General features: G+C 67.6%; 3 protein-coding genes. 2 read left to right on the top strand and 1 reads right to left on the bottom strand.

Going from position 1 to position 2364, the window contains the following annotated elements; genetic code table 11:
• Nucleotides 1–889, top strand: an 889-nt coding sequence (locus AB4Y86_RS16935) for an NAD(P)H-dependent glycerol-3-phosphate dehydrogenase (protein WP_441403331.1), incomplete at its 5' end; no start/stop codon positions are given.
• Between the two features lie 2 nt (nucleotides 890–891).
• Entirely contained in the window at nucleotides 892–2040 is a 1149-nt protein-coding gene (locus AB4Y86_RS16930) for a D-alanine--D-alanine ligase family protein (protein ID WP_441403330.1), read from the top strand.
• A gap of 38 nt (nucleotides 2041–2078) precedes the next feature.
• Here the strand turns inward: AB4Y86_RS16930 and AB4Y86_RS16925 are convergent.
• On the bottom strand, nucleotides 2079–2364 hold a 286-nt coding region (locus AB4Y86_RS16925; protein WP_441403329.1), incomplete at its 5' end, for a DUF3515 family protein.

Here is a 2364-nt window from a genome sequence, read left to right as displayed (position 1 = left end):
GATCAACACCGCGCACCGCAATGAGCAGTACCTCAAAGACATCGAGCTGCCGGTCAGCATCACCGCCTCTACCGACGTCGCCGAGGTCCTGGACGGTGCCGACCTGGTGGTCCTGGCCGTTCCCGCGCAGACCCTGCGGCCCCAGCTGCGCGAATGGAAGCGCCTGATCGGGCCCGGCACGCTGGTCGTGTCGCTGATGAAGGGCTTGGAACTGCACACCGACGCCCGGATGAGCGAAGTGATTTGCGAGGAGCTGGCCATTCCGGCCGAGCGCGTCGCCGTCGTGTCCGGTCCCAACCTGGCCATGGAGATCGCCCGCGGGGAACCGACGGCCTCCGTGGTCGCTTGCTCCGACGCGACGGCTGCCGGCTGGATTGCCCGCAGCTGCACCGCGCCCTACTTCCGCCCTTACACGACGGTGGACGTGGTGGGCGTCGAGATCGGCGGCATCGTCAAGAACATTATTGCCCTCGCCGTGGGCATCTGCGAAGGCAAGGAGATGGGCGACAACACCAAGGCGTCCGTGATCACCCGCGGCCTTGCCGAGACCTCGCGGCTGACCCTCGCCCTGGGCGGCGAAGCGCGGACGATGGCCGGCCTTGCGGGCCTGGGCGACCTCGTCGCCACCTGTTCCTCCGCCCTCTCGCGGAACCACACCGCCGGACGGCTGCTCGGCACCGGTTTGAGCCTGGAACAGGTCACCACCGAGATGACGCAGACCGCCGAAGGCATCAAGTCAGCCCAGGCCGTGCATGAACTGGCCGGCAAGCTGGGCGTCGAGATGCCCATCACCGCCGCCGTCGTCGCGGTGCTGGCCGGAAAACTGTCCGTAGACGACCTGGGACCGCTGCTGCTGTCCCGGGACCTGAAATCCGAAGGCGATTACTAAGAGTGCCGGAAAATAACTTGACTCCAGAGGCCCAGCCCGTCCGCTCCCGGCCCCGGGTAGCGGTGCTCTTCGGCGGCCGTTCCAGCGAACATGCCGTCAGCTGCGTCACGGCGGCCGGGGTGCTCGGCGCCATTGACCAGGCCAAATACGAGGTGATTCCGATCGGGATCGCCAAGACAGGCCAGTGGGTGCTGGCCTCCGGCGACACCAAGGAATGGTCGCTCTCCGCCAGCTCGCTGCCGGAGGTTGCGCCGTCGGACCGCACCGTGACGCTGGCCGAGATCGGCGGCGAACACCAGCTGATTGTGGCCGCTCCCAACCAGGTTCCGCAGGAGCTCGGCACCGTGGACGTGGTCTTCCCGCTCCTGCACGGGCCGTTCGGCGAGGACGGCACCATCCAGGGGCTGCTGGAACTGTCCGACACCCGCTACGTCGGCGCCGGTGTCCTGGCCTCGGCCGTCGGCATGGACAAGCACTACATGAAGGTGGTCTTCGAGTCCGCCGGCCTGCGCGTAGGTCCCTACATCGCGGTCACGGACCGGCAGTGGCTCACCGATCCCGAGCTGGTGCGCAAGCGCGTGGACGCCCTCGGTTTCCCGGTCTTCGTCAAACCGGCGCGGGCCGGGTCCTCGATGGGCATCTCCAAGGTGGATTCGCTCGAGGAACTCGACGCCGCGATCGAGGCCGCGCGGGAACACGATCCCAAGCTCGTGATCGAGGCCGGCATCGTCGGCCGGGAGATCGAATGCGCCGTGCTGGAAGGCCGCGGGACCGACGCGCCGCGCACCTCGATGCCCGGTGAGATTTCCGTCGCCGGCGGAGGCCACGTTTTCTACGACTTCAACGCCAAGTACGTCGAGGACAATGCCGCCGCCCTCAGCTGCCCGGCCGACCTCCCCGAGGAAGCCATCGCCCGGGTCCGCGAGCTGGCGGCCGTCGCTTTCGACGCCGTGGGCGCCGAGGGCCTGAGCCGGGTTGACTTTTTCTACACGCCCGAGGGCGAACTGATCATCAACGAGATCAACACGATGCCCGGCTTCACGCCCAAGAGCATGTACCCGCAAATGTGGAAGGCCTCCGGGCTGGCGTACGCCGAACTGATCGACGAGCTGATCCACCTGGCCCTGCACCGCAAGACCGGCCTCCGCTAAGGAACACAGCGGGCCTGCAGAAGGCCCCGGCTGCCGCCCTACTGGCCGGTGGGCAGGTTCTGCAGGTCCGSCTGGCCCACGCAGTTCCGGGTCGCCTTGATTTTCGAGGCCGACGCCGACAGCTCCGCCAGCACGGTGGCCGAGCTGATCTTGTTGGGATCCATCAGGATTTCCGTGGCGGGATCGCGCCCGAAGGTGGTCAGCGTCCACACCGGGTTGCCCTCCTTCATTACCCAGTCGACGCCGTTCACGCTCACACAGCGGTCCGTGGTGGGGCCGGGAACGTTGACGCCGCAACGCAGGACAAGAACGGACGGGTCGCCC

It is taken from the genome of Arthrobacter sp. 2YAF22_2 (genome assembly GCF_052114645.1).
Classification (GTDB): domain Bacteria; phylum Actinomycetota; class Actinomycetes; order Actinomycetales; family Micrococcaceae; genus Arthrobacter.
Note: the sequence above shows the minus strand (reverse complement) of the source record. Positions and strands in the feature narration are given on the sequence as shown.